We start from the raw sequence: 26,098 nt of genomic DNA on the forward strand, positions 1-26,098 counted from the left end.
GACGGATTATGAGTATCATTAAGAAATTTCACATTGATTACATGAAAGTAGTATGCTTCGTTATGGCTGTTTAACTTTGGATGCATTGAGATTTGAAATTCCTATTCCATACGCGTCATGATATCTGCAATTTTACGATCAATTGTTGCTTTGCAGAAATAATTGTGAATCCCAAGGACGAAACTGTTGTATAGGTTAGTGTTAAGTGCAGTTGGTGATTGGCGAATTTTTAGGATACGCTTCTTTGCTTCCAACTTGATTTCGAATTTCTTCTTCTCACTAATACCAGTGTTTGCGACAAACTTTTTGCCTTTTTTAATTGCACGTATTGTGAATCCTAGAAACTCCGATTCTCGTTTTCTTAGATTTACAATCTGCGATTTTTCAGGCGAAATGTCGAGTTTAAGACGATCCTTTAAGTAAAGTCTTACAGCGTGAAACCATTTTTGAGCAGTTTTCCAGTCTCGACATAGAATCTTGAAGTCGTCCGCATAGCGAACGATGTAGCCTTCTTTGAGATTGGTTTTCTTCAACACCTTAGTTCTATATCCTTTAGTGGTGAATGAGTCTCTCGACTGGAACTGTTCCCATTGTTTCACGATCCATTGATCAAGGTCGTTCAGAACAACGTTTGATAGGAGAGGTGAGCCCCAATCAGAACCCGACGTGCGGATTTCCCGCATCGGGCTCCCCAGAGTCGTTCACAGGTTAGCTCGTTAGATGGTTGGATGGAGTAACTTAGGCTCCGGAAGCCTGAACCAATCTCTACTTCTCAAGTAGGACCAATATAGACAATGACTTTGGCTTCTCCTTCGAAGGGACCGGATCCATTGCCGTTCAATTTGTCTTTTAAGGCTATGCAGTTTGTAGTCGCAATGGTAAAGCGAAAAGTACTGGTAGAATCCTCGAAGCATCATCGTCAGTTGTTTCTGCTGATCTCGCCGTTTCCAATGGCTATGCGCTTTCAGCCAAGTTCTAACGCGGTCCGTGAATTTCCGGCAACTCTTCACACTTGGTATTCGTACAAGCGCGAATTCGCTTTTTTGTCCAACTCCACAGACATGCTTAAAGCCCAGAAAATCAAAGGTCTCCGGATTCTCTCCGTATTCCGCTTTTCTCTCTCTTGCAAATCGTCCAAAGATCATAAGCCGGGTCTTTTCTTCTGCTAATTCAAGACCGAATTGCTTCATCCGTTCATTTAGCAGCGTCTGAAAGTTCTCTGCATCCCGTTTGTATTCGAAACACACCACGTAATCATCAGCAAATCGGATCAAGTAGGCTTCTCCTTGAAAACATCTCTTGCACCGTTTCTCATACCATAAATCCAGCACGTAATGCAGATAGATGTTTGCAAGTAGCGGACTAATTGGCCCGCCTTGTGGAGTTCCTTCCTCATTCCGTGTGACTACTCCGTGTTGCATAACTCCTGCTCGCAGCCATTTTCCAATGAGATGCAGGATAACAGGATCAGCGACCCGATGTTCTACCATCTTCATCAACCATTCATGATTAATATGATTGAAGTAGCCCCGGATATCCGCATCGAACACTTGTCTTACCTTCTTGGTTACAATGCACGATCTGAGCGCCTTCAGTGCCATGTGCGGGTTTCGTCCCGGACGAAATCCATAAGAGATTTCCAGAAAATCCTGCTCGAAGATCGCTTCGACTACTCTCGCTACTGCTCGTTGTACCAATCTGTCTTCCACTGTAGGAATACCCAGCGGACGAGTCTTCCCATTTCCTTTTGGAATATCCACTCGCCTTACAGGTGGAGCCTTGTAGCGATTTTGTCTGAGCCTTGACCAGAGATCCTCCGTTCTCTCTTTCAGATTCGCTTCAAATTGAGCCATTGTTTCTCCATCTATCCCGCTCGCACCTTTGCGATTCATCAATCCCCACGTTTCTTGTAGAAATTCGGGCGTGATGAGATGCGCAAGTGATGTGAACCGGATTTTCTTATCTTGCCGAGCCTTCTCTGTTATCTTAGCCAGTTTTGTTGACATACATTGTCCATCTCTGTGTGTGGGATATGTTTCGCTGTTAAGAGCTTACTCTGTCCTGCCGCTTCCCCCTGTACGTGGCTTTCCCACGCTCCGAGTACTACCAGCAGGTCCGACTTCCACCGCGACTTCCGCTTCCTATGGATGGTCCTTTTAGTCGGCGTACTCCATATTTTTTTCTATGAAGATCGCGGTGGATCTCCCTAGTTCCGTTGTGCTTCCTTTTCCGCCATGCCGTGCTCTCAGACTCCGCCGGGGTCTCCGATTTCCTCGCCCTTTACGGAAATCTACTATAGCCTTCCAAGTTTTCGACCTTGTCGGCCCCCGGATATCTCACGAGGCTCTATCGCTTCACTTGCGTTACGGCCTGGACGTCGCTCTGTATACGCTTAACCCGTATCGTTACCTTTACGTGTTCAAGACTCGATTCCGGGTAGGGCGGCTTTTCCCTTTGCCCGGGTGGGAATTACACCCACTGAAAGCACCCAGCTTACCTAGGCGCACCAAAGTAGCCTTTAATGTCGATATCCACCACATAATGGAGTCCGACCAAATTAACAAGTTGCTGAACCCTAGCGATTGCATGATGCGTGGATCGTAGTGGTCTGAACCCATAACTATGTTTGAAGAAATGGGCTTCCGCAATCGGTTCGAGAATCTGTTTAAAGCATTGTTGAATTATTCGGTCTAGGATACATGGAATCCCGAGAGGGCGTTGCTTGCCATTTTCCGTCAGTACCTGGCGTATATGATCCTTTGTTGGATTTGATCGTCCGATAAGCCAACAAGATGTTATTACGGGATGTGATAAGATCATATAACCGTGTAAAATTCTCCTTGTTCATGGCTCTTGAATGAAGATCCGTAAAAGAATCAGTCATGTTGCAGTAGTCCCAATATCGAAGAGCTTGCACTGTGGACATCACCCCCTTACATTTGGAAAATTAACTTAATCTGTAGAAGACTTAGGGCTATTCCTCCACCCTCATTACAAGAGCTTCATCAGTGCTGCCCTTACTCTCACAAGGATGAATGCATTTCGGATATAATCCTTATAGCAACCGTCTAGGTTTAACAGACCGCATTTCGACATTCCTTGCTTTCTTTGTTCCCTGCATCCTAGCTATTTATGAAAGCGTTAGGTGCTATCTCTGAGCCTGTGGGATGGAAACCGCCATAGTTCGATGTAACGAATTTCCTAAGCGTGAGCCGTACTTTTCGTCACCCACCTCAACGTTTGTTGATACATATGTTTCCATATGCTATAGGTTTAGACCCGTACATTCGATAGTTCGTCAGTCTTCTTTTAGACATTCTCACCATAACTTTCTTTTCAGCCATCCGACATATCCGTTGACGTACCTTCCAATTTCGGGTGGCTTTAGTCCTCGTTCTGCCGACTTCACCTAGCTTCATACAAGGGAAACTGTCATTTCCTTCGCATGTAGGAGTATTAATGGAATAGTTTCGGCATACATGGTTGCTGAATTCCTATTCTCAGATACAGAGTTAGGTTCATTTGAACCCCTGCTTTTCCTGCTGTGTGGCAGTTATAGCAGAACAAATCGCACCACGCTCCCTATTCATAGAATTAATCGCCGTACTTTTCTTCGAGTCATTCCTCACTTTGTGGATCGGCGTCTTCTTCAGCCCTCAAATATTTTTGCTTTATTTACAGGTTTACTACATCCTTCTGTACATACCCAGCCGCAACTCCTCCGGTGGATTGGTATAAATCTCAATATACTTATCCGATCGATGACCAAGCCTGCGCTGCAGTTCAAATTTATCCCCATTCGTTTCTCTAGAAAGCCTGAAGGCGAAAGTGTGCCTTAGGTCATGTGAGCTCAGAGGAGAGATATGACGGTCGAGGTCATTCTGTTCTTTATCATGCCACTTACCAATCTGTTCAAGGACCCGGTTTATTGTCCTTGGATCCAGTCTTCCATCGGGTAATCTAGCGGAGGCCCCCACCGCGTTTACAAATAATGCCTTCACACTGTCGGGTATTTCATTTGGCCGTTCCTTTTCAATGTAGTCTGCTAAAGCATGCTTCGCATCTTCAGAAAGAAATACATTCCTTTGAGTACCGCCTTTACCGTTTACATTTCTAAGAGCTGGTTTTTTGGCAAATCGCAGACTCTCTGGATCATTGGGTTGTAGCTGCTTAATATCAAGATTCACCAGCAGAAAATAAAAATTAAAGCCAAGAAAGAATGGGAGAATCTAAATGCAATGTAATTCCAATCATTCGCAGCAAATTCTAACCAATGCTGATAATCAGCAGGTTATTGGAGCAGGAATCTTGTACCTCAGGTATCCACACGAACAAAGGGATAAAATACCCGGTCATGCAGAAGACGTATCCAAGGTTGAAGTACAAAAAATAATAAATAGTTACAATATGTTTAAGTGGATATGGCGGACTCCTTGGAAATGAATTCCATTTGGATTTTCATGATGAATCGAAGATTGAGATATTTGTAACATGTAATTAAATTCGTTTATATATTAACTAGGAGGGCTATTTTTCATGCCCTCTTAGGTTCTTCAAAATTCAAACGTGTCTTCCGGCGGCATAATCGACCCAAGGCTGATATTAGATGACATCATGATAAAGATTACATAAAGGTATTTTCCATTTATTTCAATATCATTACAAATTAAAGAAATAATTGTTTTTAATTGGAATTTATAATAATATGAAACCCGTGGTCTAATATAGTAAATTTTAGGAGGGAATACACTTTATGTTGAAAACTAATTCTAAAAAAAACTTAGCCATTGGTATCATCACATCTTCTCTAATTTTTTCTGTACAATCAGCATTTGCAGACACTATTGTAGAGTAGACAGCGCCACGGGGTGCTGACTCTGAATTGATTTAGGCATACGTGAGTTTAGCAGTTGCGCAGCTAAGCTCTCTTGGGCCAGACGATGTATTTTCGGGTGAAGGATGTGATAAAGAGCACGCTTAAAACCGAATACGAAGGCATTATATCTCCTTATATAATTCGACTTTGCTCAACTTCAACACACACTTCTCATAAATCATTCGCCATGGAACAACACCTTATTCAAATATATCCTTTACTAGAAGTCACGTTCTACCCGTTCCCAATTCTCCGATACTCGCGTTAAAAGGCATTTTGCATCTTTCTCACGTTCTTTAACTTCTTCGAAGAGGTCTAGATTACAATATCGCTCAGCTAGAGGACGAAATGGATGCGCGTCTAGGCTACCAGAAGCATGACGTACAGGGTAAGCAGACTACCAATAACCATTACGCACTTATATTACTCTGCATCGTTGTGTCTCTGGGGCATAATGTTGGTGGTTTTGCGCTTTATCTGATGACACAAATTCCTATCAAGCTCTCACTCAATTAATAGGTAAAAGTGTGTCCCTAGACATCATTCGATGTAAGGACTAACTCGAAAAAGCAGCTGCCAGCATTGACGGCAATTGCTTCTTCGAGGTAAAAGCTTTTCTCACTTAAAGCGTTGCCGACAACGCCATCTTCATCGCTACATCTCCTGGGATTGACCCGGTTACGCCAAATTGGACATCTTCCATCGTCCAGAACAATTCAGTCATGCCCGGTTGTTCGAATATGAATCCTTCCAGTTTGCCCACTTTCGTCTTGCTAAATAGCTCGGCCGGATAGATGGATGACATGCGGCTAGCCAAGAACGTCACCGTGTGTTCGCCCGACGTATACGTAAAGATGATATCTCTAGCTGGTTGACCCAACATCCCCACCGCTGCAATTTCTGTTAAGGTGTACCCTGTCGGTACAAAAGACGGCAGTAGCAGATCTTCTCCAAAAGACGCCTTTGCTTCTTCGATTGAACCAAGCGTCATTGTCGTCAATTTAGTCATATCCGAACCCGCGATGCCTCCGTTCGTCTGTGTCGTACTATCCACAGGCGCCGGAACGCTCGGTGTACCTAACAGCGGGATGGCCACAACGATTGAGACCGCAGCTGCCAATCCCACCGCCGCCACCTTCCATGATTTCACAAGTTTCCATTTACGCCCTGCCTTCTCAGCGGTCGCTTCTTGACGAATCTTCCGTTTCAGTTGCTCACTCATCTCCATACTCGAAAATAACATTTTATCAGACTCCTCTCTAAACTGTTGATGCAGTTCATGATCCATATCCGTCATGAATGATTCCCTCCTTACCGATCTCTCGGGCGAGCATCTCTCGCGCCCGGTGCAGTTTGTTGCGTACTGTTCCTTCCGGAGTGCTAATTGCTTCTGATATCTCCCGCGTGTTAAGGTCCGCGTAATAATACAAGTACAACGCTTCCTGATAAGGTAACGGTAGGCGAAGTACATGCTGCAGCACTTCGCTCTTCTTTATCCGTTCAAGCGCCTCATCTTCCACGCTGATCGTTCGGCCAAGCTCCAACTTGCCTGGCTCAGTCGGCTGTTCCGTGAACATACGAACGCTCATTTTGTCGCGGCATATGTTGACTGTGATCGTCGTCAGCCACGTCTTAACGGTACTGTCGCCGCGGAAGCTGTTCCACTTTCGGTACGCGCGAAGGAACACCTCCTGGCTAATATCCTCGGCAATATGAGCATCTCCCGTATAGAAAAACGCCGTACGTATGACAATCGTGCCGAATTCGTTCATGAGTTGCTCCAGTGCTTGCGTGGCGTCTTTTGAAAAATCATCCTTATGTCGACTGCCGGTCGGCTTCATGTGATCACCACCTTCACCTTATTAGACGGTCCGAGTGGGAAATCCGCTGCAAACTCTTTAAGAAGCTTCTTCACTTTTCCACTCCTTCGTGATTTGTGTCCGTTATGCAATAATTAATTGACGCAGCTTCACTAAATTTTTTATAGTTGTAGGCTTAGGACATTCTTCGAGTGGTATCCTTAATATATTTGTTCCTCTAACGAGAACCGCCAACAATAGAACTCATCATTTTCTGTATTAACTGCACATTCCATCACATTAAGCTGATCTTCAGTACAACGTTCCTGCTGAAAAGAATTCATTCTCTTCACTTGATTCTGAGTCAAAGCCATAATTACATCTCCTTTATCTTGAAACGCTCAAAATTCTGAATTTAAATACCGGTATCTCACGGCGTTTAGTTGCTGTTTTCTTACTTAAAAGAAGAAGCATATACCCAATGCAACCAGAAATATAAATAATAATTGTTATTAGTATGACAACACTTAACTCATCCAAATAAATAACCTCCATGTATTCATCTAACTTGATTTGTAGAAGCATTAATTCAAGTTGTAAACATGAAGATTATTTCTTGATATTAGAAAAACGAGTAAACCTAAGGGTCTACTCGCCATTATCATTTATATTCTCTTAGTTTTTCGGTTCATTAAACCTATGTTTCACTATTAATTCATTTGCCAATAATTCCATTTACTTAGTCTCAACTGACGCCACTTTGCTATTCCCTGCTTCTTTTTCAAGTGCTGTCCATTGCGCATCAGTTAGTAAAACTATAATACTCACTTATTTTTTTGTTTCTTCGGACCATCCTTTCTACTAGATCCTCATCGAGCTCCTCCCCAACTAAAAGGCTTATTTTCTTCTGTACCACTAATAATGCTGTGTCAAACAAATCCAGCCAGTCGACATCTAACTCGTAGCCATTGACCTGCAGAAATGTATATGTAACGCAGCTACAACGACTCGACAACAGCCCGTGAAACGTCTTCCCATTCTTGCTCATCAGATGGATCCGTGTCCGCTGTTGCTGTTCGTGATCCCATATATTTAATGCGACTTTTTTATCCCTGATTTTTCAGATAATGTTTTAGAAGACTAACCTGCCATTAGTTTATCGCACGCCCCATTCCCATACACCAAATGCCGTTTTTTTGTTCAGCGGAAAGCCCAACTGCTTGGCTAACAAAGCGATTTGTCCACGATGATGAGATTCATGAGAGATGAGATACCCGAGAAATGCCACAGGATGAGGCTTAAAAAAACAAGTTAATTCGATTGTGAATGTTCCAAGTTTCCAATAATTATTCAATCATCGAGGTCTGCCTCCTTGTTAGGTTGTACTCCCAGCACGGTCCGTGCTTCCTGAAGTATTCGAGAAAACAAAGTATGCTAAATTAATCACATGTCATATACCTTTAGTGTTGCATCGAATATTGTCATATTCCGTCATCATTCAAAAAATAAAGGATATAAAATGTCTGAATCCAAACTTATAATTGATCAAAAAAGTGATTTTTAAATTACACATGCACAGCGCTGGTCTGCTGCTTCTTGCTTCCCTCAAGCCGGCTCGATCCCACGAATAGCGCCGCGATGAAGCCCACGATGCCAACGCAGATGCTAAGAATAAAACCGTGATTAATGGCTGTTGCCAGCGCAGTCTGCAGAAATTTGCGAATCTCTGGCGAGATCGTCCCTTCTGCTCGTATGAGCAGCTCTGGATTCGCTAGCATACTAATTCTATCTGCAGGAATCCCCGCTTTGGCTGCACCATCGGTGATCAATTGATGGAGATTGTTGTTCACAATCGTCGCCATAATGGAAGCGCCCATGATACCGCCAATACTGCGCCAAAAGCCAACGATCGAGGAGCTGACGCCCATATATTTGGGATCAACATTCGAGGCAATCGAACTTTGCGCGACACTCATTAGCGGTCCAATCGCTCCCAAACCGAGCAAAATCATGAGGAGGATCATATACCCGCTGGAAGCATCGCTACTCACAATACTCAGCAGCCACGCAACGATAATCGTCATCGACATACTGACAAGCATCAGCGTGCGGAAAGCAAATTTCGTTTGCAAGAAGCCGAAAAGGATCGCACCGGCTATTAAGGAAGCCATCATTGGCGTCAGTACGCCATTCGAATTTTCATGGCCTAACACGGCAACTGTAAAGATCGGGAGGTACGTGATGGCTGAAAACATCAGCACACCTTGGCAGAAAACGATGATGCTGGTTCCGAGAACCATTTTATTTTTGAAGATGCTCAGCGGAAGTACAGGCTCGGAAGCATGCCGTTCGATCATAATAAACAGAGCTCCAAAGATTACTGATACAGCGAATAAGCTGATTTCCTGCCAGGAGCTCCACTCATAATCCTTGCCGCCCCACTCCAGCGCCAGCATTAAGGATACCGTAGTGATGACGAGGAAGATCGTCCCCAGATAATCGATTTTTGGCCTATGCTCCGAGCGCGTCTCTTTGAGCGAAATCATCAGAACAATCATGGATGCCAACCCGATCGGTACATTGATATAGAAATTCCATCTCCAGCCTAGGTGTTCAGCAATAAAACTGCCCAATTGAGGTCCAGCTACAGAGGAAATGCCGAAGATCGCTCCGAAAACCCCTGACATTTTGGCGGCATCCTTAGGATCGCTAAAAATCGTATAAATAATCGTAAAACTAATCGGGAATAAGGCTCCTGAGCCTATGCCCTGAATGACCCGAGACCAGATCAACTGATCGACACTCTGAGATACACCACACAAGGCGGAACCGATTAGAAACATGCAAATTCCAATCATGTAAAACATTTTTCTGCCGAATAAATCAGACATTTTCCCGAATACTAACATCGTGCTCGTCGCTGCCAGCATATAGGCGGTGAACACCCAGCTAATTTTATCAAAAATGTTGAAATCCTCACTTAATTTACTGATGCAAGAAGCTACAATCGTGTTATCCAGCGATGACATCAATAATCCTAGCGCCATGGCTAAAATAATCAGTTTCTTGTTGGAACTTGATCCGTTCAATCTAATCACTCTCCTCTTGTTGGCATTGTTGAATGCTAGCTATACCTTCGCGAATTACATCCAGCTTCGCCTGATATTCCTTGATCCAGATTTGGATGCAAATTGAGCAGGATGTGTTAGCCAGGACAGCACTTTGCCATAGCCAACATGCTGACCAAAATAAAGACTCATAAAAAAATCAGATTTCACACTACCGGACTCCACATGACTTAATAAATAGACTCTTAATTGGATTTTCCCTTTGTCCGTGATGGTGTACACATTTTTATTCGGTTCCCTCTTGCAGCACATTTCCCTTCGTTATCAGCTCATTCTTCTAAATCGCGTAAATATAATAATTCCATTCTTACGAAATCTTAATAAGAAGTGGGAAACGCTTCAAGTTGCTGAAAGGGGTCTTTTTGGGGGCTTTAATATAAAATAGAGGAGCAGTGGCAGCATCAGCTCGAAAAGGATGGATATCATGGGCATAGTTTTATTGAAATTCAACAATTGAATGTAATTTTGGAAAAACCAAAGCGAGCAGGCTAAAGCGAACAAGCCTACAGGAGCGACGGACAACTGACCCGATATATGTGGCGTGAGGCGACGAAGCCCATGGCACACCATGTATAAACTGTAGGAGGTTTTTATCAGCATAACAGGAACCCATACGCTGACAAGGGGAATTTCAAACCGATCCATCAAATCGGTCAACTGAACTTGACGAATCAACTCATAGCTGCAAAAAAGAGAACGCGACATAACGGGCGCTCCCAAAACGATCAACTCATTCATCGAGAGTACGATGATCACTAAGCCGGCAATAGATAAACTTAACATTCCATGGCGAAAGCGAAATGTGTGACCGGAACAAAGGAATGGCATGGCGATAATATGTCCCATGCTCCCATAGTAAATCCAACTGCCTTTAAGAACCTCCATAAATTCTGTATCGAATACAGGACGAATGTAAGACATATGGAAATCTACAAATATAAGAAACGGCAGACTAAAAATGACGATAATGTTAAGCGGTCCGAACAGTTCTGTAAGTCTCCCAACGACTTCTCCGCCCCCGCGAACAATAACAATCGTAGTAATCACTACAAGTAGAGCAATTACAGTTTCTGGCGTACGGGGGAGCCATAATATATTCATCATATCGACTACGGTTCGTAGATCAATCGTGAAAATAAAAAAGAAGAACAAGATGTAGAGCATTGATATGGTGCGTCCCCAAATCGGAAATCGACCAATCAACACTTGAAATAAATCCTGACCGGGAAATCGGGACATGACCCCTGCTATCAGCCATATGGAAACACTGACAGCCCCAGCCGCCAACAGACCGGCAAGCCAAACCTGCCGTTCGGCATAGCCTACTACCTGGCAATTCATATGAAGAATGGTTGAGGCAAATGTGTACACGCTCCCTATGAGAACCAGTTGGCGTTCGGATATTTTCTCCATGCGTACTTCTCTCCTTATTTAAAAAACATAGGATTCATCGGCCTCAACCATTGTTCCAACCATACGACCGGATGAAACAGTTGTCTGGCGTACATCAAATAACAATGAATCGCTGAACTAAGCCCAAACAATGCCATTGCCAGGTACAGATTGACAGGATGCGCTTTTTTCAGCGACTTCCAATTAAGAGCAAACAAAACTATCCATAACCCTAAAAAAGGGAAGAGCATATAAGTCATTGTTCCACATCCTTTCTGCCCAACGGAGCACCGACTATGCCTATATGTTCGACGTGAACGTTTGAAATTACCTCGACATGGATTTTTGGATACACATCACGCCAGCGGTTGCGAATCTTTTTCCATTCTTTTAAGTTTTTTTCAGAAATGATTTGTCCAATTCCGATCGGGTCGCTATGGTATTTATTTTGCAAATCCTTAATAATTTCTTCGGTTCGTTTCTTAATTTTTTCGTTTAACATTTGTTGGACCTTCAACAAACCTGAATCTGTGTTGATCATATAATTCGATTCATTCTCCAATATCATCCCATACGATCGTATTTCCAGTCGGAGCGTAATTTCTTCACCTCGAATAACGGGTAAAGCCCGAACTTCGCTGCGTTCCAAACGGACTACCAATTTCCCTTTGCTATTCGGCGCATTTAGCTCAAGCAGCGGCAATTTTGCCTGATTCATGGCCAATAATAACAGCTGTGCGTCTTCCCCAGACAGATATCCAGTCAGTTTATCTTTGCGAAATACAGCTAATCCGTGAATTCTAATTAAATCGGAGGAGGATTTGACCGACGGATCCGATTTTACAATATCAACAGTCGGAAGAGTCAAATCAATTCCATCCGTTAACAAGATATTCAATACATGCTTAATATTTTGGGGAGTTTTCCTCGAAAGCAATATCAACTCTCGAATATGCTCAGAGGACAACTGCTCGCTGGGAACATTGACAGTCAACACGTTGCGCGCCTCCCCTATTGCAATGATCACCAACGTGGTCATTCTCTGCTGCGTCACACGACCAAACGCATCAAAAATCGGGGAAATTCCCTCTTTAGCCATTTGTTCTCCGATCAGCATGGAGCGTCGATGCGCCAAATATAAACTACGGGAATAGCTTTCCTGCTCTTGTTGGTTCACGATTTGAATGGTTTCACCCGTTTTGGATAATACGAACCACGCTTGTTGTTGGCCGCCTCCTCCGGGATTGCCCGGACTGCCCAAACGTCTCGGAAGAGCAATAATATTGGAAACCTGGTATTTCCCTTCTTTTTTGTCAACAGCGGTCGAAGTGATAAAGGCAATGTCATTGACTTCCTTCCGGTCCCAGCACCCTGTCAGCAGCAGCGATACGGTTAACATAGATACAAAAAGAGGAAACCTGTTTGTCATAAGCTACCTCACCATTTTTCTGTCGGTTCAGGTGAAACTTTCGTCCGTTCCTTCATCCGCTTACGATTGTCCGAAAATAAGAAATTCGGACGGTATACCATGTTCCACCAAGGTTTCCTTACTAAAATATCCATGGATGCTTGTTTATCAAAAGGAGCTAAACCAGATAAATACGGTATGCCGAATGAACGCAATTGGCAAAGGTGTACAAGGATAAAAAGCGTTCCGATGACCATTCCTATGAGGCCAAAAACGGCTGCCATTATCATCATTGGGAAGCGCAGAAGACGCAGCGAAATGGATAAATTGTACCGGGGAATACAAAATGACGCAATTCCAGTCAACGATACGATAATAACCATAGGCGCTGAAACAATTCCGGCTTGAACCGCGGACTGCCCGATCACCAGCGCCCCTAGGATACTTACCGCTTGACCGATCGTTCTCGGCAAACGCACCCCTGCCTCTCGCAAAGCCTCAAACGATACTTCCATAATGAACGCTTCCACCAAAGCAGGAAACGGAATCGATTCCCTTGCGGCTGCAATACTTAATATTAATGGCGTAGGCAGCATGTCTTGATGAATGGTCGTAACGGCTACATACAACGACGGCAAAAACAAAGTCACAAAGACAAAGCCGATCCGCAGCCATCGAAGGAGGTTAGCGATAAAATAGTATTCATAATAATCTTCGCTTGCTTGAAGAAACTGCCATATCGTCACAGGCCCGGTCAACACAAAAGGTGTTCCATCGGTTAAGATGGCAAACCGTCCTTCCAGAAGCTGCGATACCACGGAGTCGGGACGTTCGCTATACTGCAACTGAGGGAACAGGGAGTAAGGGTTGTCAACAATGAATTCTTCTATATAACCGCTCTCCAGTATGGCGTCAATCTGAATACGTTGAAGACGGGACTTCACTTCGTCGATGATGCTCGGATCGACAACGCTATCTATGTACGCTAAAATGACTTTGGTTTTGGTTTTTTCTCCAATAACAAAAGCAATGGTTTTATACTCCGGCGTTTTTAGTTTAAATCGGATTAGTGCCATGTTGGTCTGGATACTTTCTGTAAAACCTTCACGCGGTCCGCGAATAACGCCCTCGGTAACAGGTTCCTGGATTGCTCTTCTTTCACCGCCTTTGACATCAGCAACCAAGGCTTGCTGGTACCCGTCAATCAATAGCGCGACACTTCCCTCGAGAACAGCGCTGATTAATTCGGAGTGCGTTTCCGTCAATGTTAATCCCGAAATCGGTATTTCTTGATAAGCCAGCATTTTCGGATCAGCTGTGAAGTTCATATTTTCAAATTCTAAAAACAAAACACGCAGTAACTGTTCATTTAATATATTTTTATCGGTGATGCCTTCCGTGTATACCAGCAACCCGTTCGTTTGCTGCTTTATGGAAACTGCCTTGAACGAAATGTCAGAGCAGTTTGCAAAAACATCTTTTAAATAGGAATGATTTTCCGTTAAATCAATCGAAATTATTCTTGGGACGCTTTGGGAATCTGCTGGTTGGTTCGCTGTTTTATATGTGTTTTTTCCAAGCCACTTTCGCCAAATCCCCATATTCTGCACCTGACTTTCGCCTATGTTAAACGCGGATTTATGTACATGCTACTCTGGCTTTAGTATGGTTACAAAGTTACAAAATTATCCTAAACAATTCTTACTTCATATAAATACATGGTATTCATTTACTGCTATCATTGAGAAATAATTCTAAGTATCAAGGCGTGTAAAAAATGCTAGATTGTTTTGCCCTAAGTGCAAACACTACCCATTTAGAGAATTATTATTTTACTGTAAACGAGAAATAAACCGCTAAGTTATTGAATTATCCTGGATATAGTCGATCAAGAATCTAATTTCCATTCTTATGTGGCGCACTGCGAGGGGAATAGATGTCTAAGAGGACAGTAGCCCTGCGCGTTTATGAGATTGAGTAGACATTACTACCCTTCCCTAGGTTATAATGCCTTTTTTTTGCTATAAATCAACAGTTTTTATTGCTATTTTTAGTGAAAAAAGATCAGTGTGCCAACACGCGGGATTATAGAATAGCGTATTGCCCCTTGGAAAAAGGTATGTGTGGATTAGGACAAGTGCTAACCCACACATACCTTTTTCATAAAGTAAATGTTTATCTACTAGACTAGTAGGTAAGTGCACATCATTTGTAAAATGATTGACGTAGAATGTAATCACTAATGACATGCTACTTTCGGTCTCAATGCCAAAAATGAAGATCTCTGAACTTTAAAATACAGAATTAGCGTTTAAGATCTACATCAAATGTTCTTTGGTCGGTTACTGCGGAATTCCCATACATTGTTGAAAGAAGAGTCTGTAAGTATGATTCTCTGTTTAAGAGATCAGATGTGGATGACGACTTTCCACTCGCAGCCTTACTGTTTGTTGTACCTTGAAGACTTGAAAGCACATTGGGTTGCATAAAGAGCGCCCCATCTTGTAAGATGTTCTGTATCGAGTCGACTTTATCCTTGTCCTCCTTGCTTGGGGTCTTTTTCCCCGTAAGGAAAGAATAAAGATTGTTTACAGTTGGATCAGCCTCTTTTGCACGGGTATCCGTTTGGCTACAACTGTTAACTTATCTTTAAGGTCCGTTTTCTGAGTTTTGGAATCTTCTGTGACGGAAGCAGAGGTAGGTGTATCGTTCGACTGAGCTACAATACCAGTACTTGGACTGCTTGTACTAAAGACTGGCATGGAGGTTTCACATCCAAATAACCGTCAAGACGCAGCATTCTTCCAAAGAGTTGGTCCAATTAGCAGCTAATGAAAGCATTCGGGTATACGATCAGCTTGAAATGCAGGCTGGGACTTACATTTCGGGTTTTCCTCAAATCTATATCGGATTTGGAGGTTTAAGCGAGACGGAGATCGAAAGTGGGGTCCTACTGTTATACAAAGCTTGGAGGAGTTGTCTTGAATTGAATTAATAACGGCAGGCAGGGTGGTCTGTTTCTTAATAATGAAGATGGGGCTTGTACCCATGACAATATGTAGAAAAGGAGACCTCCGAAAGAGAGACCACTACAAAGCCCTACTTTTGAATGAAGTGGATCTTCGAAATGGAAAATGTCTTGAGTTTAATGAAAAAGCAGTCCATTCATCCTCAGAGGGCGGGCTGTTTTTGCTCTATTAGCTTGACCATCCGCTTCACATTCACGACGAATGCGGTGAGATATCCTTGTATTCGCATGCGAAATAGACCCTGGATGTCTCCTTTTTTTAGAATTTATTAAAATCCCACATTATATTCTTTCCCAATTCGTCTTCTAGGGAACCAAACAAGGGCTTTATGGAGTATAAATTTGGAGAGATTTCAATAGCATCGCTACTGTCTTTTATAACTGCCTTCACCGGTGGTAGCGTACGAACTAATCTTTTCCATTTTTTCATAGCTATCCTCCATGAACCATAGTCTTTTCTCTACGTACCTGGCTTTCATTATTAAGATCATTATAAAAAAAATCCCCGGTCGATTGACCGGATCATAAGTTTATTGCAGGAGCTCGCTTATCTCCTTCAAGTTTTCAGCGAAACCAACGAACACCTTGTCTTGAATGATAATGGTCGGAACGATCTGCTTGCCAGTCAGATCCAGCACTTCTTTTGCATAATTCACATCTTCTTCGCAGTTGAAGTCAATGTAGGGAATTTGATGCTCATTGAAGTAGCGCTTGGCAAATTGACAATCGCTGCAAGTCGGAATCGTGTAAATTTGGAGTGGTGTTTTCGAATCGATTTTCAGCATAAAAGTTCGCTCCTTTACGCAACAATTTGTTTTAACTGCTCGATCGTAATTCGGTCCACGAATTTGCTAAACTTTTCTTTCCCCTTCGCTTGCTCCTTGTAGAAATCGATCAGCGTGGATACGACAGGAACAAGCCGTTCTTCCGTTATGGCGGTGATCAACAGCCGCCCCATCGCGGCCTTGATTCCTTTGGGCTCTCCTCCGACGTAAATATCGAACGTGTCTAGCATTTTAACAACGCCGATATCTTTCAGCAGAGGTTCACTCGTGCCCAGCGCGCAGCCTGCGTAGGCAACCTTCAGTGGCGTGGGTGTATCTATGCCAGCAATCGCTTGATTCAAGATGCGAGCTGTCTCCAGACCGGCTTCTTCCGCACCTTTGCAGAAATTGCAGGCAATCAGGCTCTTGGTCGCAAACCCGGCCGGGTTCACTTCCAGTCCGGCGCTCTCCAGCTCCTCCTGGACAGCCTCTCGCTTATCGAGAGGCACTTCAACATAAAGTTGCTTGAACGAGGTCATTTCAATTTTGGCGTCCGAACCGGCTGCCGTACCGATCTTGGCAAGCTGTTTCGGTGTAAAGAGACTTCCCCCGACTTGAATGGCAGGTGATACCGCCAGTTTCGTCTTTTCTCCCATGATCATTCTCCTTTTTCGAAATTAACTACGCCGAATTCACGCTTTTAATGTAAGGCATGATTATCACCAGCACCAGCCAATAGATGATGAAGTGACACACCTTAAATACATTCCATATTATGTCAATAACTTTATGAGCCGACGTTGTACCCTCTATTCTTAATAGCTTCCTCAATTGCGGAAATTTGAATTTTAGTTTCGTCAAATCGGACATCTACCGTACCTTGCTCCAAATTAACATGACCCTCCGCGCCGATATCTTTAATTGCTACTTCGATTTTGGGAACACAAGAACCGCAGGACATACCTTTTACTATTACAGTTGTTTCTTTCACCTGTTTTCACCTCCTTGAATAATTCCTTTACCTTACGAGATGTTTCAACTACTCTAGATAAATCCAATCTACGAATTTGCTGAACTTAGGCTGCTAGTGTTTTAGAGGATCACCATCAAAAGGATTGTCTGCAACCTTGATTGAATTTGTTGGGCACCCTTGAAAAGTATCAATCATTTCTTCTTGCAGAATTTCCGGAACTTCGATCGTTCCTTGGTTATTCCATAAGGAATGCCTTCATCTTCATAATCGTATATATCTGGAGGTGTAGCTCCACAAGCTCCGTATGCAATACTGGTTTCTTTATCTACAATAGTATATTTAAGCAATTAAATTCTCGCTTTCAATTATAGCTTTCATATACAATACGATGGAAGGGTATTTTGTTGACGAAGAATAGTGTAAAATTCCTGTCTGATGGTTAATGCGTTAACCATCAGATGGACGCTTTTTCTTCCAGAGAAAATTATTTAATCCACTTTAATTTGACCCATCATACCGTTATCTTCATGTTCCAAAATGTGACAATGGAACATGTAGATTCCTTTTTCCGAGAACCTAACGGCAATGTTTGCTTTTTGTCCAGGTTTTAGAGAAATGGTATCTTTCAACCCTGATAAATTCTCAGGAGGTGCCACACCATCAATGGATATCACTTGGAATTGTGTCCCGTGAATGTGGAATGGATGATTCATGCCTCCCATTGAATCTTTTACATTTTCAATTTCCCATACTTCGGTCTCGTTTTGTTTTTGAGTAAAATCAATTCGATTTTCATCAAACTTCTTACCATTGATGCTTACACCATTGCCCATGCCAGCCAGCTTGATTGTTTTTGTAACCTCTTTATTTTTAATTTCATCAGTGAGGGCTAGATCGTTTAATGTATTAGTTTCTATTGTTTGTTGGGAATGATCATGAGATTCATTCAAATGAATCGGCAGTACCTTTGTGTTGCCTTCATTAATAAGGGTGACTTGATTTCCATTCACTTTTGTTAAATCGGCAATCACTTCAACTCGTTCAGAAGGTGCAATTTCAATCTCTTTTGTTGTGTTAGGTTTATTTAAGAAACCACCATCACTTGAAATCTGTTGAAATTCCATATAATTATCAAAATGCAGCTTGTAGGTTCTCATGTTAGAACCGTTCAGAATGCGTAAGCGAACTTTCTTACGATCAATTGTTAGTTTTGGATCGACAACACCATTAATCAAAAGTGTGTCTCCCGTCGTTCCATCTTCATTCATCGCCTTACCATAATCAAGTTGTTTATCAGCGGTGAATGTTTTATCTTGAAGAATAATTGGCAAATCATCTACTCCATACATTTTTGGAATACTCAATTCTTCGCTGTTCGTGTCATCAATATAAATCATCCCAGCTAAACCTTTATAGACTTGTTCTGCTGTTTCATGCATTGGATGCGGATGAAACCAAAGAGTAGCTGCATCCTGTTTCACAGTAAACTTAATGGTTTTAGATTCGCTCGGTTTTAACACTTTATCAGGACCGCCGTCTACATCGCCTGGGACCTCTAATCCATGCCAATGGAAAGTAGTATTTTCTTTTAAATCATTCACTAAATGGAATGAGACTTCCATTCCTTTTTTTAGCTTGATGACAGGTCCCAAAAAGTCCCCGTTATAACCAAAAGTCTGTGTTTTCATTCCATCAAATATGGCAAAAGTACCTTGCTGAGCTCGAATGGTATATGAAATGGAATTGCTATCCTCGAAATCTGGTTTTAGTACCTTTGGAAAAGTCATCTCATTTTTCCCAAGACTACTTTTTAATTCTGTCACCGATTCGTGGCTCATATTCATAGAGGAATGTTCCATCCCCGGCATGTTCATAGATCCATTAGAGTTATTTGTATTATTACTGTATACACTGTAACCAATCATAACTACCCCAAGGTACACGACTGCCGAAATACCCCAAACCATCATACTTCGTTTCATATGTGCCTTCTCCTTTCTGAACTTACCCCTTTAGTTTAATTCTCTGTAGTCGTAGAGCGTTGAGAACAACCGATACAGAACTAAATGCCATTGCTGCACCTGCTAACCATGGTGCCAGAAAACCTGCTGCAGCAATCGGAACACCCAATATATTGTAAGCGAGCGCCCAGAATAGATTTTGCTTAATATTCATGATTGTCTTCTTACTCATGAAAATCGCATCTGCAATACTTGTCAATTCGCCGCGGATAAGGGTAATGTCCGCTGCTTCCATTGCCACATCAGTACCTGTACCAATCGCCATCCCAATATCAGCTGTTGCAAGTGCAGGGGCATCGTTAATTCCATCCCCTACCATAGCGACTCTTTTACCGGCTTTCTGAAGCTTTTTCACTTCTTCCGCCTTGCCTTCTGGCAACACTTCTGCAATGACGTTCTTAATTCCAACCTGTTCCGCAATTGCTTTTGCAGTTTGGATATTATCCCCTGTAATCATGACTACTTCCAAGCCCATTTTGTGTAAGCGGGCGATGGCCTCTTTCGAAGTAGCCTTAATGGTATCGGCCACGGCAACAATGCCTGCATAGCGCCCATCGATCGCTACCAACATTGCTGTTTTCCCTTGCTTCTCCAAGCTTTCCATTACCGCCAGTACATCTTGAACATTAACGTTATATTTCGCCATAAGTTTACGTGTCCCGATAAATAACTGCTTTCCATTCACCGTTGACTGGATACCGAAACCAGGTATGGCTTCGAAGGCTTCTGACGACCCTAGGTTAATTCCTTTTTCCTTTATGCCTTCTACAATCGCTTCTGCAAGTGGATGTTCAGAGTTTCTTTCCGCCGTACCGACAAGCGAAAGAAATTCATTTTGGTCAATGCCTTTTGTTAAAATAACATCCGTTAAAGACGGCTTACCGTTTGTAACTGTTCCTGTTTTATCTAGGATAATCGTATCTAAACGATGAGTTGTTTCAAGGTGTTCTCCACCTTTAAACAAAATCCCAAATTCAGCTGCACGACCTGAACCGGCCATGATAGAAGTTGGTGTAGCAAGACCAAGTGAACAAGGGCATGCGATAACTAATACGGCTATAAATTTCTCAAGAGCACCTGAAAAATCGCCGGGATTTACAGCGAAATACCACACCAGGAAAGTAATAATCGCTATACCCACTACAATCGGTACAAAAATACCTGAAATGACGTCCGCCAAACGTTGGATCGGTGCTTTAGAGCCTTGTGCCTCTTCAACTACCTTAATAATTTGAGCTAATGCCGTATCTTTACCAACTTTTGTTGCTTTGACTTTCAGGAAACCATTCTTATTGATCGTTGAACCAATAACATTGTCCCCAATCGTCTTATCAACCGGAATACTTTCACCCGTTAGCATCGATTCATCAAGTGCAGACCTGCCCTCAACAATCTCACCATCAACAGGCACCTTTTCCCCTGGCTTCACATATACAATATCCCCCGCCAAAACATCTTCGATTGGGATAATCATCTCTTGACCATCACGAACGACTGTGGCATTTTTCGCTTGCAGTCCCATCAACTTCTTGATCGCCTCAGACGAACGTCCTTTAGCCTTCGCTTCAAACAGTTTTCCTAAAAGAATTAAGGTAATAAGAACAGCACTTGTTTCATAATAGAGCTCAACCATTTGAAAGTTTGAGCCAATTGACATAAAACTTAGATACAGACTGTAGAAGTATGCAGCTGATGTACCTAGTGCAACGAGTACATCCATATTTGCGCTTTTATTTCTTAGCGCTTTATAAGCACCTACATAAAACTGACGTCCAACAATAAATTGAACAGGTGTTGCGAGGGATAGTTGTACCCATGGATTCATAAACATGTCAGGCAGCCAAACAAACGATGTGATTGTAAAGTGACTAACCATTGCCCACAGTAACGGGAATGACAAAATGACAGAGAAGAGAAACTTTCCTTGTTGTTTTTCGATCTCCTTTTGTCGGTGGTCAACGTGTTCCCCGGCATTTTCTTTCTTTTGTTCAAGGGCATAGCCTAGTTTTTTAATGGCCTCTTTCATGTCTGTAATCGAGACTTGATCCGGGTTATACTCAACAAGGACCGATTCCAACGCGAAATTAACGTTTGCTTTATCAACGCCATCAAACTTGTTTAGTCGTTTTTCGATTTTTGCCGCGCAAGCAGCACAGGTCATTCCCGTTATATCGAATTCAGCTTTTTCGCTAATAGTGTGATAACCAAGAGATTGGATTTTCTCCTTAAACTTGCTTACGTCCGTCTTTTCCGGATTATATTTTACAGTTGTTCTTTCAAGTGCAAAATTTACGTTTGCCTCTTCTACACCTTCAAGTCTTTTCAGCCCTTTTTCAATTTTTGTTGCGCAGGCCGCACATGTCATGCCTGATATTTGAAGGGTTGCTTCATTTTGGCTCATGCCCTTTCACTCCATTCTTTATGCATACCATATGGGGGTATAATTTCTTCCGAATTATGATCGTGCTATAACTACGCACGATCCACAATTCCCCGCTTAATTCCTACACGATTACACCACTTCGTAGCCCTGCTCCTCAATCGCTTCTTTTATAGCTTCGAGTGTCACTCGATTCTCGTCGTAATCCACTGCCACCCTGTTACTATTAAGATCAACCTTGCCCGCGGCACCGATTTCTTTCAGCGCCCCTTCAATGGAATTAACGCAGTGTTGGCAACTCATACCTTCTACTTCCAATGTAATGTTTGTCATTTACTCATATCTCCTTCATCTGCTCTTCAACTGCTCGTATGAAATCAATCTCAATCGCTTGTTATTTAGTATACCCCCGTACCCTATATTAAGTCAATTCTTTTTTTCACCTTGTTCCCTATATAATAATTTCAGACTTATTGTCCCATTTACTTAACCAGTTTATATAATTAACTCCGCTAAGACTTCTGTGTCGCCCTCCTGGATCCGTATGACGACACAGCTTTCAAATGATATTCAAGCAACAGTTTTCCGACGCCATTCGATGCCGATTGCACGGAAGAAATAGAATTAAGCACGTCGTCGCAGTACTTACACTTTTGGATCATTCCTTTAAGTCCTCGAACCTGACCCTCGATCCGATTCGAACGGCTGATTAATTTGCTTTTCGATTTGTCGGTATGTTGAGTATTTCGCTCATGTTCTTCGTGCGAGCAGCAGTTCAACGGACCTTGTTCAGAAGGGTGGTTCTCTCAAAGTTTAGTAACATATTTACTCTCCTTTCGATATCGTTAATACATACGTATGTTCCTATTTAAAATACCCATCTAGCCTATATTAAAACCAAAGAAAGTCCACATTAAAGTGGGCTTTCAAGTTCAGAAACATCGAGCTCCGCAATTATTTCATTAATTTATTGACCGTTATTAATAATTCCTCAATCACTTCATGTTCGCCCGCTTGAATACGTTCCACAATGCAAGTTTTCATGTGTCCTTCGAGTAAAAGCTTGCCCACTCCATTCAAAGCCGATTGAATTGCTGCAATCTGATTCAGTACATCATCGCAATAAGTATCCTTTTCGATCATCGCTTTTACACCACGGACCTGGCCTTCGATTCTGTTCAAACGGGATATCAAGTTGTGTTTTACCTTATCGGAATGATGACTCTTGCGATTACCCGTGCAGCAGTCCTGTTCGATTTCCACCCCATGCAAGTGCTCTTTTAGATCCTTCATAATGTTCTCACCTCACACCCATCATAGAATACCCCCCTTAGGTATGTCAAGAGCAATGCTAATAGTGTAGGCCCGTCCTACTATGCAATGCATTTCCCAGTAGAAGATGGATCAGCAACGAAGAACTCCTTATCGCTCCAAGAGGGATGTGCGGATATTAAACACAAGCTCATTGAGCTGAAAATGAGGATCGTTACTTCTTACAAAGGCTCGAAAAGCACAGAACCAATCTGAGTCGATTTCCTGCAACTGCGGCTTCGTTCTGTTTGACATATCATCAGTGTTTGGCGGAGAGAAGGCAAGAGGCGCTTATTGCTGTGGAGAGAAATGAAGCGTTTGAACTGTTTGTCCAAAAAGAATAAACACAATTTCATTTTCCATCACCCTACCAATAAGTGGTGGTATATCTGTTAAGGATGATCAGCCAGTTTCACTGCACCTGTCAAACTTGGGCTTAGTATGCGCGGAGGACTAAGCACGTATGCATAAGGTTTCTATTATCATCTAAATGGGAATTGGGCAGGTTTGGATATGAACAGACTTTTTCACCAGATTAAATTTTTTGAATTTATTCGTACATATTTGTACCGGCCAAGCCATTTTCATTGAGTAAATACTATAGGTTGCAATAGGTAAGCATTTGATGTGATCTCCAGCTTTTCCCGTGCTCCGCATGGAGCGTGCCAGTTTCCAAGCACTCCGCGGTCCATCTAACTGAATTTACTAAATCATAACTTCCTCGTTACTCATTAATTTGGGATATGTTAAACTGATTCTAATACACAGCGAACCGGCGTCAACCAGGAACGGATAAACTTCAAGCGGGAAGAGCAGACTTCTCGTGTTCATTGAAAAAAATGCGCTTGAGGATGTTCGGCTCCATACATTCAAATTACCGGAAAGATCATTCAGGAGGAAGTACGGGTTCCTCCTGAATGATCTAAATTCTAATAAGCAAAAAAATGAATCCGCTGCAAGGCGGATTCATTTTTTTGCTTATAGAACTACATCTTATGCGAGCAAATTCGTTTCTCCAAAATTCGATTCAATCGGTTGAGCAGACCGCTCTTGGCTTTATCGGAATGATAGCTCTTGCGCTCACTTTCTCCTGAGAGCAGTAGCCCGGATCTTGCTCTATCGCCTGTTCCATATGTATCGTCTCTTCGCTCATTTGGAAAATCCCTCCTTTCCCATTGGTATAGAATACTACCCTACCCTATACAAAAGAAATATAAGTTTGTTAATTTGATGGGGCTCCAGTCAACTACGATGATTTGTCTCTGAAGTTACATGACTGCCGTGTTGCTTGGTTCACCCCTGCTTCTTAGGCGAACGGATAAACAGAAACGCTAGAACTGCACCTGCAAAAGCAACGATACCGGACCACAAAAACGCTTGATGAAAGCCTGCGTTTAGCGCGGTGACCGGGTCAACACCTGTTTGGGAAGCAGTTGTTGAGCCCGCAATCGCAACCATGATAGCCAAACTGATAGCTGATCCAATCTGGTAGCTCGTATTGGCGAGACCCGATGCAAGCCCTGCTTCTTCGGGTTTAGCCCCCGACATGGCGGACATCGTAGCCGGAATATAGGCAAGCGACATGCCAAGCGCACCAAGCAAGGAAGCTGGAAGCACGTTGGCGATGTAGTTCCCATCAACCGGCGTATTGCCAGCGAACAGAAGCATTGAACCTCCGAGTGCAATCAATCCAATGACTAGGTTTGCTTTCATCCCGAATTTCCCGATTAATTTACCGGTGATCAAAATCATGAAGATAGCAATTAGAATCGTTATCGGCAGCAAGCCGACTCCGCCGGCGAAGGCAGAAAACTTTAGAACCTGCTGCATATAGAGATTGAGAAAATACCATAGCGGAATCCAACCACTGGCCAGCATAATGAGCGCGATATTGCCTGCAGCCAGATTGGGCGCTTTAAAAATCTTCAGTGGAACAAGCGGCTCTTTTTTAGTTGCCTGAACGATTAGGAACAGGATAAATAACACAACTCCTGAAATAAGTGTCCACAACGTGGACGGCGCTCCCCATCCATTGTGTTCTGCAGTAACAATGCCATATACCACCAACACCAAGGCCGCTGTGACGAAGATAGAGCCAATCACGTCAATGCTGCCCTTTCTTCGCATTCCCTTTGCCAAAACTCCAGGAGACAGAAGCAACGCAATAATACCAACAGGTACGTTTATGAGAAAGGTCCACTGCCAACTTAGCCACTCGGTAATGACCCCACCGAGAAACACGCCAGCCGAACCGCCGGCAGCAGCTGAAGCGCCCCAGAGGCCTAATGCTTTCCCTAATTCTTTGGGGTTGCCGCCGAAGAGAATCATGACAATCGTTAATGCGGATGGGGCTATTAATGCGGAACCTAACCCTTGCAAGGCGCGGCCCACATTAAGCGACTCCTCGTTCCATGCGAGACCTGCCAGTAAAGAGGCAAGCGTCAGAACGGAAAATCCCCACATGAATATTCGTCGCTGGCCAAATAGATCGGACAATCGGCCACCGAGCAACAGTAACCCGCCAAAGAAAATGACATACGCATTGAAAACCCACTGCAAACTTGCCTGCGAATAACCGAGGGCTCCTTTGATAGCTGGCAGTGCAACGCCGATAATGGATGTGTCCATGATCACCATAAAATTGGCAAGGCATAGTAAGGCCAGCGCCATCCAGCGCTTGGGATCTGCTTGCGGTAAAGCCTGTGCTTGATTTTTCATGATTTTCTTCCTCCTTATGATAACCAATTATTAAAAATATTTGTGTCGATGCAATTATAGCATAGCCCCCTACCCTATTTGTCAAGTAAGAAATGTCATATTCTCCTCTGTTGCTGAAGAATTTAATACTTAACTAAGAAAATGCTCGTTACAACGCTGTTTATTGGTAGCCAAACGGTCCCGATTTAGGATGTCCTCATAATAGGAATGCTGCCCGTTAGCAAGAAGGCTGCCGTTTTATACTGTCGGCAGCCTTCTCCTGATATCTATTAGCTATCGTTATCCGTTAACTCAATGGTA

Annotated in this window: 22 protein-coding genes and 4 pseudogenes; all 26 read right to left on the reverse strand. The window is 42.9% G+C overall.

What is annotated here, in order from left to right; genetic code table 11:
- Positions 1-143: 143 nt before the first annotated feature.
- Positions 144-647, reverse strand: a pseudogene (locus HQN88_RS16835) (reverse transcriptase domain-containing protein); the annotation flags it as partial.
- A 69-nt stretch (positions 648-716) separates the two neighbouring features.
- The gene (gene ltrA / locus HQN88_RS16840) at positions 717-2,006 is read right to left on the reverse strand and encodes a group II intron reverse transcriptase/maturase (RefSeq protein WP_173114308.1); all 1,290 of its coding nucleotides are present in this window, start codon (positions 2,004-2,006) and stop codon (positions 717-719) included.
- 502 nt (positions 2,007-2,508) lie between these two features.
- Positions 2,509-2,917: pseudogene (locus tag HQN88_RS16845) on the reverse strand (reverse transcriptase domain-containing protein); the annotation flags it as partial.
- Between the two features lie 769 nt (positions 2,918-3,686).
- Positions 3,687-4,187: a tyrosine-type recombinase/integrase gene (locus HQN88_RS38670; RefSeq protein WP_173114311.1), complete on the reverse strand. Its 501-nt coding sequence runs from the start codon at positions 4,185-4,187 to the stop codon at positions 3,687-3,689.
- 1,311 nt (positions 4,188-5,498) lie between these two features.
- Entirely contained in the window at positions 5,499-6,173 is a 675-nt protein-coding gene (locus HQN88_RS16855) for a hypothetical protein (protein ID WP_173114314.1), read from the reverse strand.
- Positions 6,154-6,717: a sigma-70 family RNA polymerase sigma factor gene (locus HQN88_RS16860; RefSeq protein WP_173114316.1), complete on the reverse strand. Its 564-nt coding sequence runs from the start codon at positions 6,715-6,717 to the stop codon at positions 6,154-6,156. Before HQN88_RS16860 ends, HQN88_RS16855 begins: the two co-directional genes overlap by 20 nt.
- Positions 6,718-6,896: 179 nt before the next feature.
- Complete coding sequence (locus tag HQN88_RS16865) at positions 6,897-7,049, reverse strand: hypothetical protein (protein ID WP_173114319.1); 153 nt, start codon at positions 7,047-7,049, stop codon at positions 6,897-6,899.
- A 782-nt stretch (positions 7,050-7,831) separates the two neighbouring features.
- On the reverse strand, positions 7,832-8,029 hold the full coding sequence (locus HQN88_RS16870; protein WP_173114322.1) for a DinB family protein: 198 nt from the start codon (positions 8,027-8,029) through the stop codon (positions 7,832-7,834).
- A 211-nt stretch (positions 8,030-8,240) separates the two neighbouring features.
- Complete coding sequence (locus HQN88_RS16875; protein WP_246320284.1) at positions 8,241-9,764, reverse strand: DHA2 family efflux MFS transporter permease subunit; 1,524 nt, start codon at positions 9,762-9,764, stop codon at positions 8,241-8,243.
- Between the two features lie 378 nt (positions 9,765-10,142).
- Positions 10,143-11,216 (reverse strand): GerAB/ArcD/ProY family transporter, encoded by a 1,074-nt coding sequence (locus HQN88_RS16880; protein WP_173114325.1) that lies wholly within the window; start codon positions 11,214-11,216, stop codon positions 10,143-10,145.
- A gap of 14 nt (positions 11,217-11,230) precedes the next feature.
- On the reverse strand, positions 11,231-11,455 hold the full coding sequence (locus HQN88_RS16885) for a hypothetical protein (protein WP_173114328.1): 225 nt from the start codon (positions 11,453-11,455) through the stop codon (positions 11,231-11,233).
- Positions 11,452-12,624 carry a Ger(x)C family spore germination protein gene (locus tag HQN88_RS16890; protein WP_173114331.1) on the reverse strand — a complete coding sequence of 391 codons (1,173 nt, stop codon included), beginning with the start codon at positions 12,622-12,624 and terminating at the stop codon, positions 11,452-11,454. The genes HQN88_RS16885 and HQN88_RS16890 overlap by 4 nt, the downstream gene beginning before the upstream one ends.
- 8 nt (positions 12,625-12,632) lie before the next feature.
- Positions 12,633-14,204, reverse strand: coding sequence for a spore germination protein (locus tag HQN88_RS16895; RefSeq protein WP_173114333.1), 1,572 nt, complete (start codon positions 14,202-14,204; stop codon positions 12,633-12,635).
- 987 nt (positions 14,205-15,191) lie between these two features.
- The gene (locus HQN88_RS16900) at positions 15,192-15,365 is read right to left on the reverse strand and encodes a hypothetical protein (RefSeq protein WP_173114336.1); all 174 of its coding nucleotides are present in this window, start codon (positions 15,363-15,365) and stop codon (positions 15,192-15,194) included.
- A 525-nt stretch (positions 15,366-15,890) separates the two neighbouring features.
- On the reverse strand, positions 15,891-16,061 hold the full coding sequence (locus HQN88_RS16905; protein WP_173114339.1) for a hypothetical protein: 171 nt from the start codon (positions 16,059-16,061) through the stop codon (positions 15,891-15,893).
- 100 nt (positions 16,062-16,161) lie between these two features.
- A complete protein-coding gene (locus tag HQN88_RS16910; RefSeq protein ID WP_173114342.1) occupies positions 16,162-16,416 on the reverse strand; it encodes a glutaredoxin family protein in 255 nt (84 codons plus the stop codon).
- A 14-nt stretch (positions 16,417-16,430) separates the two neighbouring features.
- Positions 16,431-17,051 (reverse strand): NAD(P)/FAD-dependent oxidoreductase, encoded by a 621-nt coding sequence (locus HQN88_RS16915; protein ID WP_173114345.1) that lies wholly within the window; start codon positions 17,049-17,051, stop codon positions 16,431-16,433.
- A 131-nt stretch (positions 17,052-17,182) separates the two neighbouring features.
- Complete coding sequence (locus tag HQN88_RS16920) at positions 17,183-17,386, reverse strand: cation transporter (protein ID WP_173114348.1); 204 nt, start codon at positions 17,384-17,386, stop codon at positions 17,183-17,185.
- A gap of 93 nt (positions 17,387-17,479) precedes the next feature.
- Positions 17,480-17,715, reverse strand: a pseudogene (locus tag HQN88_RS16925) (ferredoxin).
- 141 nt (positions 17,716-17,856) lie between these two features.
- Entirely contained in the window at positions 17,857-19,293 is a 1,437-nt protein-coding gene (locus tag HQN88_RS16930) for a multicopper oxidase family protein (protein WP_420794179.1), read from the reverse strand.
- A gap of 79 nt (positions 19,294-19,372) precedes the next feature.
- Positions 19,373-21,790 (reverse strand): heavy metal translocating P-type ATPase, encoded by a 2,418-nt coding sequence (locus HQN88_RS16935; RefSeq protein ID WP_173114354.1) that lies wholly within the window; start codon positions 21,788-21,790, stop codon positions 19,373-19,375.
- A 111-nt stretch (positions 21,791-21,901) separates the two neighbouring features.
- Positions 21,902-22,102 (reverse strand): copper ion binding protein, encoded by a 201-nt coding sequence (locus HQN88_RS16940; RefSeq protein WP_173114357.1) that lies wholly within the window; start codon positions 22,100-22,102, stop codon positions 21,902-21,904.
- A gap of 162 nt (positions 22,103-22,264) precedes the next feature.
- Positions 22,265-22,548: pseudogene (locus HQN88_RS16945) on the reverse strand (metal-sensing transcriptional repressor).
- 175 nt (positions 22,549-22,723) lie between these two features.
- Complete coding sequence (locus HQN88_RS16950; RefSeq protein WP_173114360.1) at positions 22,724-23,062, reverse strand: metal-sensitive transcriptional regulator; 339 nt, start codon at positions 23,060-23,062, stop codon at positions 22,724-22,726.
- Positions 23,063-24,107: 1,045 nt separating this feature from the next.
- Entirely contained in the window at positions 24,108-24,233 is a 126-nt protein-coding gene (locus tag HQN88_RS38100) for a hypothetical protein (protein ID WP_274319524.1), read from the reverse strand.
- A gap of 140 nt (positions 24,234-24,373) precedes the next feature.
- Positions 24,374-25,798 carry a DHA2 family efflux MFS transporter permease subunit gene (locus HQN88_RS16955; RefSeq protein WP_173114363.1) on the reverse strand — a complete coding sequence of 475 codons (1,425 nt, stop codon included), beginning with the start codon at positions 25,796-25,798 and terminating at the stop codon, positions 24,374-24,376.
- Between the last annotated feature and the right edge of the window lie 300 nt (positions 25,799-26,098).

This window comes from Paenibacillus qinlingensis, assembly GCF_013204845.1.
Taxonomy (GTDB): Bacteria; Bacillota; Bacilli; order Paenibacillales; family NBRC-103111; genus Paenibacillus_E; species Paenibacillus_E qinlingensis.